This is a genomic window from Streptomyces sp. WG7 (assembly GCF_049975785.1).
Taxonomy (GTDB): Bacteria; Actinomycetota; Actinomycetes; order Streptomycetales; family Streptomycetaceae; genus Streptomyces.
On sequence record NZ_JBNGGE010000092.1, the window covers coordinates 1 to 8203 of the forward strand.

Below are 8203 nucleotides of genomic sequence, written 5' to 3' on the forward strand. Positions count from 1 at the left end.
CGCCTGTGGGCCGTTGATCGCGGCGATGCTCACCCGGTCGTTCAGCAGCGGCAGGACCTCGTCCTCCGACGCCTGCACCGCGACCATCACACCGCCGGTCGGCAGCGCCTGCATCAACCGCCCACGCGCCGCCACCAGCGCACACGCGTCCTCCAGCGACAGGACACCCGCCACATGCGCGGCGGCGATCTCGCCGACGGAGTGACCCGACAGGAAGTCCGGCTTCACACCCCACGACTCCAGCAGCCGGAACAGCGCCACCTCGACGGCGAAGAGCCCAGGCTGCGTGAACTCCGTCCGGTCGAGCGCCTCCACGTCGTCCCCGGACAGCACGTCTCGCAGCGGCACTTCGAGGTGGGTGTCCATGTGCGCGCAGACCGCGTCGAGCGCGTCCGCGAACACCGGAAACGCCGCGTACAGCTCCCGGCCCATGCCCAGCCGCTGGCTGCCCTGTCCCGTGAACAGGAACGCCGACCTGCCGGCCGCCGGGGAGCCCGTCACCGTCTGTGCTGCCGACCGGCCGTCCGCGAGTGCCGCGAGCCCGGCCAGCAGTCCTTCGGTGTCGGCGGCGACGACCGCGGCGCGCCGTTCGAAGGCGGTGCGGCCGGTGGCGAGGGAGAGTCCCAGGTCCTCCGGGCGCAGGCCGGGGTCGGCCTGGGCGCGGGAGCGCAGGTGACGTGCCTGCTCGCGCAGGGCGTCCTCGGTCCTGGCGGAGAGCACCCACGGCACGGGGCCGGGACGGCGCGTCGTGGAGTCGCCGGACTCGACGGTCTGCGGGGCCTGTTCGACGATCGTGTGGGCGTTGGTGCCGCTGATGCCGAAGGAGGAGATGCCGGCTCGCCTGGGCCGCCCGGTCTCGGGCCACTGCCGGGCCTCGGTGAGCAGCGTGATGTCGCCCGCCGTCCAGTCGACGTGCGGGGTGGGCTCGTCCACGTGCAGAGTCGCCGGCAGCACGCCGTGCTCCATCGCGAGCACCATCTTCATGATGCCCGCGACACCGGCGGCGGCCTGCGTGTGGCCGAGGTTGGACTTGACGGACCCCAGGAACAGGGGCTGTTCCGGCGACCGGTTCTGGCCGTAGGTGGCCAGCAGGGCCTGGGCCTCGATCGGGTCGCCGAGCGTGGTGCCGGTGCCGTGCGCCTCGACCGCGTCCACGTCGGTGGCCGCCAGACCGGCGCCGGCCAGGGCCTGGCGGATCACGCGCTGCTGCGACGGGCCGTTGGGCGCGGTCAGGCCGTTGCTGGCGCCGTCCTGGTTCACGGCCGAGCCGCGCACGAGCGCGAGGACCGGGTGGCCGTTGCGCTGCGCGTCGGACAGCCGCTCGACGAGCAGCATGCCGACGCCCTCACCCCAGCCCGTCCCGTCGGCCGCGGCGGCGAACGCCTTGATCCGGCCGTCCTCCGCGAGCCCGCGCTGCCGGCTGAAGTCGATGAAGGACGCGGGCGTGGACATCACGGTGACGCCGCCCGCCAGGGCCATCGAGCACTCGCCCTGGCGCAGCGCCTGCATCGCCCAGTGCAGGGCGACCAGCGACGACGAGCACGCGGTGTCGACGGTCACCGCCGGGCCCTCGAGACCGAGGACGTAGGAGATGCGGCCGGAGACGACGCTCGCGGTGTTGCCGGTGCCGATGAAGCCCTCGGCGCCGCCGGGGGCGGCCAGGATGACGTTGAGGTAGTCCTGGCCGTTGGTGCCGGTGAAGACGCCGATCTGCTCGCCGCGGACGGTCGTGGGGTTGATGCCGGCGCGCTCGAAGGCCTCCCACGAGGTTTCCAGCAGCAGGCGCTGCTGCGGGTCCATGGCCAGCGCCTCGCGCGGCGAGATGCCGAAGAACGCGGGGTCGAAGTGGCCCGCGTCCTGGAGGAATCCGCCTTCGCGGACGTAGCTGCTGTTCTCGGCCGCGCCCTCGGGGTCGTAGAGCCCGTCGAGGTCCCATCCTCGGTCGGCGGGGAACCCGGAGACCGCGTCACGGCCGCCGGCGAGGAGCTGCCACAGGTCCTCGGGTGTGCGGACGCCGCCGGGGAAGCGGCAGCTCATCGCGACGATGGCGACGGGGTCGTCGTCGGTGGCCGGGGCGGTGGTGGCGGGGGCGCGGCGGTCCGCGTCCGTGCCCTGGCCGCCGAGCACCTCGCCGCGGAGGAAGTCCGCGAGGGTGTTGGAGTCGGGGTAGTCGAAGATCAGCGTGGCGGGGAGCCGCAGGCCGGTGCGGGCGGCGAGGCGGTTGCGGATCTCCACGGCGGTCAGCGAGTCGAAGCCGAGGTCCCGGAAGGCGGTGCCGGGGTCGACGGACTCCGGTCCGGGGTGACCGAGGACGGCCGCGACCTGGGCGCGGACGAACTCCAGGGCGACGGCGTCGCGTTCGCCTTCGGAAGCGTCGGCCAGCCGGTGGGCGAACGTGTCGGTGTCGCTCCCGGGGGCGGCAGTCGTCCCGGCCGCTCCGGCGAGCGCCTGCGCGGCCTCGGGAAGGTCGGCGATCAGCGGGCAGGGGCGTACGGAGGCGAGACCGGGGGCGAGCAGCCGCCAGTCGACGTCGGCGACGACGGCGGAGGTCTCGTCCTGCGCGAGCGCCGAGCGCAGCGCCGCGACGGCGAGGTCGGGGGGAAGCGCCGGAAGGCCCGCGAGCCGCAGCCGCTCGGTGACGAGTTCGCCGGTGGCCATGCCGCCTTCGGCCCAGGCGCCCCAGGCGAGCACGGTGGCGGGCAGGCCGTCGGCGCGCCGCTGTTCGGCGAGGGCGTCCAAGTGGGCGTTGGCGGCGGCGTAGTTGGCCTGGCCCGCCGCGCCGAAGGTGGAGGCGACGGAGGAGAACAGCACGAACGCGGACAGGTCGAGGCCGCGCGTCAGCTCGTCCAGGATCTGCGCGGCGTGCGCCTTGGGCCGCAGGACGTCCGCGAGGCGGCGCGGCGTCATCGCGTCGAGGACTCCGTCGTCGAGGACGCCCGCGGCGTGGACGACGGTGGTCAGGGGGTGTTCGGCGGGGATGCCCGCGAGCAGTGCCGCGACCGCCTGGCGGTCGGCGACGTCGCAGGCGGCGAAGGTGACCTCGGCGCCCAGGGCGTTCAGTTCCGCGGCGAGTTCGCCGGTGCCCTCCGCGTCCGGGCCGCGGCGGCTCAGCAGCAGGAGGTGGCCGGCGCCCGCGCGGGCGAGCATGCGGGCGATGTGCCGGCCGAGGGCGCCGGTGCCGCCGGTGACCAGCGCGGTGCCGGTCGTGGTCCACTCGCCGGCGGGGCGCTCCTGGCGGGGGGCTCTGACGAGTCGGCGGACGAAGACCCCGGTGGAGCGCACGGCGAGGTGGTCCTCGCTGCCGGGAGCGCCGAGGATGTCGGCGAGCCTGCCGACGGCGCGGTCGTCGGGCGTCCGCGGCAGGTCGACCAGACCGCCCCAGCGGCCGGGCAGTTCGAGCGCGGCGGTGCGGCCCAGGCCCCAGACCTGGGCCTGTGCGGTGCTGGTGAGGCGGTCGGAACGGCCGGTGGAGACCGCGCCCCGGGTGGCGTTCCACAGCGGCGCCTCGGCTCCGGCGTCGCCGAGCGCCTGGACGAGGGCGGCGGTGGCGGCGAGCCCGGCGGGCAGTGCGGGGTCCTCGGGGTGCGGCCGCTCGTCGAGTCCGAGGAGGGACAGGATGCCGGAGAGGTCCCCGGGCGCGGCACCGTCCTCGTCCAGGCGCCGGGCGACGGCCGCGCGGTCGTCGGCGGCCGGGTCGAGGACGAGCGTGCGCACGGTGGCGCCGCGCGCGGTCAGGATCTCCCGGGCGGCGCGCGCCCACGGGTCGTCCTCGTGCGCGGCGGGCAGGACGAGCAGCCACTGCCCGGTGAGCCGTCCGGGCGGCAGGTCCGTCAGCGGCTGCCACCGGACGCGGTAGCGCCACTGGTCGATCCGGTCGCTGTCGCGGTGGCGGCGGTGCCAGGCGGACAGGGCGGGCAGCACGGCGCTGAGCGGCTGGTCGCCCTCGATGCCGAGGGTGTCGGCGAGGGCGGCCAGGTCCTCGCTGTCGACGACCTCCCAGAACCTGGCGTCGGTGGCGGCGGGCCGGCCGTCCTCGGAGGGGTCCGCCAGGTAGGAGAAGGCGTCCCGCGGCCAGTACGCCTCGCGCTGGAAGGCGTAGGTGGGCAGGTCGACACGGCGGGCGCCGGTGCCGGCGAACAGCGCCTGCCAGTCCGGGGACTGCCCGCGCGCGTAGGCGCCGGCGACCGCCGCCGTCAGCGACCGGGCCTCGGAGCGGCCGGTGCGCAGTACGGGCAGGAAGGCCGCGGCCCGGTGCCCCGTGGCGGTCTGGCACTCCTGGCCCAGGGCCGAGAGGACTCCTCCGGGGCCCAGTTCGAGGTACGTGGTGACCTCGCGGCTCTCCAGCCGGCGGATGCCGTCGAGGAAGCGGACGGCTTCACGGACGTGGCGCACCCAGTAGCCGGCGGAGGCCATGTCCTCGCCGGCCAGGTCACCCGTGACGTTGGAGACGACCGCGATGCGGGGGGCCTGGTACGACAGCCCGGCCACCACCTCGCGGAACGCCTCCAGCATGCCGTCCATGTGGGGCGAGTGGAAGGCGTGACTGACCGCCAGGCGCTTCGACTTCCGTCCCGCGAAGGACTCCGCGATCGCCGTGGCCGCGTCCTCGTCGCCCGCGATGACCACCGCCTGCGGCCCGTTGACCGCGGCGATGCTCACCCGGTCGGTCAGCAGCGGCAGGACCTCGTCCTCCGACGCCTCCAGCGCGATCATCACACCGCCCGTGGGCAGCGCCTGCATCAACCGGCCCCGGGCGGCGACCAGTGTGCAGGCGTCCTCCAGCGAGAACACCCCCGCCACGTGGGCCGCGGCGATCTCGCCGATGGAGTGACCGGCCAGGTAGTCCGGCCTGAGGCCCCAGGACTCGACCAGCCGGAACAGGGCCACCTCGACGGCGAACAGCGCCGGCTGAGTCCACTCCGTCCGGTCGAGCAGGTCCGCGTCCTCGCCGAACAGCACGTCCTTCAGCGGCAGGTCGAGGTGCGCGTCCATGTGCGCGCACACCGCGTCCAGGGCCTGCGCGAACGCCGGGTACGTCGCGTACAGGTCCCGGCCCGTGCCGAGCCGCTGGCTGCCCTGGCCGGTGAAGAGGAAGGCGAGCTTGCCCTCGCCGGCGCTCCCCTCGACGACGTCGGCGGAGGTGTCCGCCGCGGCCAGTGCGGCGAGCCCGGCGAGCAGGCCGTCGCGGTCGTCGGCGACCACCGCGGCGCGGCGGTCGAGGGCGGCCCGGGTGAGCGCCTGCGAGTACGCGACGTCCGCGACGCGGAGGTCGGGGCGGGCGGTGACGTGGGCGTGCAGCGCGGCGGCCTGCGCGCGCAGGACGGCCTCGGTCCGGCCGGACAGGACGACGGGCAGGGCGGCCGTGCCGGCCGCCGGGCCGGCGGGATCGGCGGAATCGGCGGAATCGGCCGGTGCAGCGGACTCCGCCGGGTCGGACGCGGTCTCGGCGCCTTCCAGGATGATGTGCGCGTTGGTGCCGCTCATGCCGAAGGACGACACGCCGATGCGGCGCGGCCGGTCGCCCTCGGGCCAGGGCAGCGCCTCGGCGAGCAGCGACACCGCTCCCGCGGACCAGTCGACGTGGGGCGTCGGCTCGGTCAGGTGGAGGAGGCGCGGCAGCACACCGTGCCGCATCGCCATCACGCTCTTGATGACGCCCGCCACACCGGCGGCGGCCTGGGCGTGGCCGATGTTCGTCTTGAGCGAGCCGACCCACAGCGGCCTGCCGTCGGGGCGGTCCTGGCCGTAGGTGGCGAGCAGCGCCTGCGCCTCGATGGGGTCGCCGAGGCTCGTGCCGGTGCCGTGCGCCTCGACGGCGTCGACCTCGTCGGGGGTGAGCCGGGCATTGGAGAGTGCCTGAAGGATGACGCGCTGCTGGGACGGGCCGTTGGGGGCGGTGAGGCCGTTGCTGGCGCCGTCCTGGTTCACGGCGGACCCGCGGACCACGGCGAGGACGGGGTGGCCCTTGCGGCGCGCGTCGGACAGCCGCTCCACCAGGAGGACGCCGACGCCCTCGGCGAGGCTGAAGCCGTCGGCCTCCGGGGAGAACGCCTTGCAGCGGCCGTCGTCGGCGAGGCCCCGCTGCTTGCTGTAGTCGACGAAGGTGCCGGGGGCGGACATGAGCGTGGCGCCGCCCGCCAGCGCCAGCGTGCACTCGCCGTTTCGCAGCGCCTGGACGGCCAGGTGCAGGGCGACCAGCGAGGACGAGCAGGCGGTGTCGACCGTCAGCGCCGGCCCCTCCAGGCCGAAGGTGTAGGAGAGCCGGCCGGACGCGACGCTCGCCGCGTTGCCGATGCCGATGTAGCCTTCGATGTTCTCGGACGAACTGAGCAGCGCCGCCAAGTAGTCGTGGTTGCTGGTGCCGACGAACGCGCCGACCTGCTTGCCGCGCATCGACGTCGGGTCGATGCCGGCCCGCTCGAACGCCTCCCAGGACGTCTCCAGCAGCAGCCGCTGCTGCGGGTCCATGGCCAGCGCCTCACGCGGCGAGATCCCGAAGAGCGACGGGTCGAAGCGGGCGATGTCGGAGACGAAGCCGCCCTGGTCGGCGTAGCTGGTGCCCGGGTGGTCGGGGTCCGGGTGGAACACCGCCTCCAGGTCCCAGCCGCGGTCGGCCGGGAAGCCGCTGATCGCGTCGACGCCCTCGGCGGCGACCCGCCACAGGTCCTCCGGCGACGCCACACCGCCGGGGTAGCGGCACGCCATGCCCACGATGGCGATCGGCTCCTGGCTCTTCGCCTCGGCGTCGCGCAGCCGCTGACGCGTCTGATGCAGATCCGCCGTCACCAGCTTCAGGTAGTCCCGCAGCGTCTCTTCATTCGCCATGTAACGCAACCACCTATTTTACAGCAGGCGCCGTCAGAAAATTGTCGGAAATCCGGGAATCGCATCTGGTACGCAGCCGCCGCTTTGGTGATCAAATCGGCTGGCCAGCGGTCAGAATATTCAGCTCGCGATTCCGCGGATAACCCCTAACGGACCCCTACAGACCCCTGCATCGCAGGTTGCGTGAGGCATGGCTGCCGTGCGGCAATTCAAAGGGTGTCGACCATGGTGACCGGCGAAGACTCCCCCGTCAATAATGCCCCGCCATCTGTTCCCTAATTGTCGGGGCCAGACGGAAGCCGGGCGGCCCGGGGATTCGGGTATTCGGCCGCCGGGTGGCGGCCGAATACCCGATCCACGGTTCAGGCCCGGCCGAGCCCCTTGTTGATGAACGCGAACAGCTCCTCGTCGCTGGCGTCCTGGAGCTGCGCCACGTCGTCCGCCCCGGTGCCGGCCGGGTCCGCCCCGGTGCCGGCCTCCGCGCCCGCGGGCGCCACCGTGGCCGCCGGCTCCGGCTCGTCGCTCTCGTTCCACTTGGCCAGCAGCGACTGGAGCCGCATCGTCACCCGCGCCCGTACGACATTGTCGCCGGTCCCCCGCTGCAGCACGGCCTCCAGCTTGTCCAGCTCCTCAAGGAGCGAGGCGCCGCCCGCCGCGGCGTCGGGGACGATTCCGGCGCGCAGGAAAACAGCGACGGCGGCCGGCGTGGGGTGGTCGAAGACCAGGCTGGCGGGCAGCTTGAGTCCGCTCACGGCCCCGAGGCGGTTGCGGAGTTCGACCGAGGTGAGCGAGTCGAAGCCGAGCTCCTTGAAGGCCCGGTTCGCTTCCACGGCCGACAGGTCCGCGTGTCCGAGAACGGCGGCCACGGCGGTGCGGACGAGGTCGAGGAGCAGGCGCTCCTGCTCGGCCTCCGGCAGACCGGCGAGCTGCCGGGTCAGCGGCACGCCCCCCGCCAGGTCGTCGGCGGACTCGCGCTCGGCGGACTCGATCACGCGCCGCGCCTCGGGGAGTTCCCCCAGCAGCGGCCGGTCGCGGTCCGCGGTGAAGGCGAGGGTGAACCGCCTCCAGTCCATGTCGGCGACGGTCAGCGTCGTCTCGTCCCGGTCCAGCACGTGCTGCAGAGCCGACAGCGTGCGCTCCGGCGCCATCGTCAGGATCCCGTGGCGGCGCATGCGGTCGCCGACCGCACTGCCGTCGCCCTCCCCGGCGCCCCAGGGGCCCCAGGCGATCGCGGTCGCGGGCAGACCGGCCGCCCTGCGGTGCTCGGCGAACGCGTCGAGGAAGGCGTTGCCCGGCGCCTGGTTGCCCTGGCCGGGTGCGCCGAAGGTGGCGGCGAAGGAGGAGAACAGCACGAAGGCGGAGAGGTCGAGGTCGCGGG

The 8203-nt window shown here is 74.3% G+C and carries 2 protein-coding genes; both read right to left on the reverse strand.

Annotated features, from left to right (window positions below; all coding sequences use genetic code 11):
• Window positions 1-6825: type I polyketide synthase (locus tag ACP4J0_RS37905; protein WP_426603900.1), on the reverse strand; the 6825-nt coding region annotated here is incomplete at its 3' end.
• Window positions 6826-7187: 362 nt separating this feature from the next.
• On the reverse strand, window positions 7188-8203 hold a 1016-nt coding region (locus ACP4J0_RS37910; protein ID WP_426603902.1), incomplete at its 5' end, for a beta-ketoacyl reductase.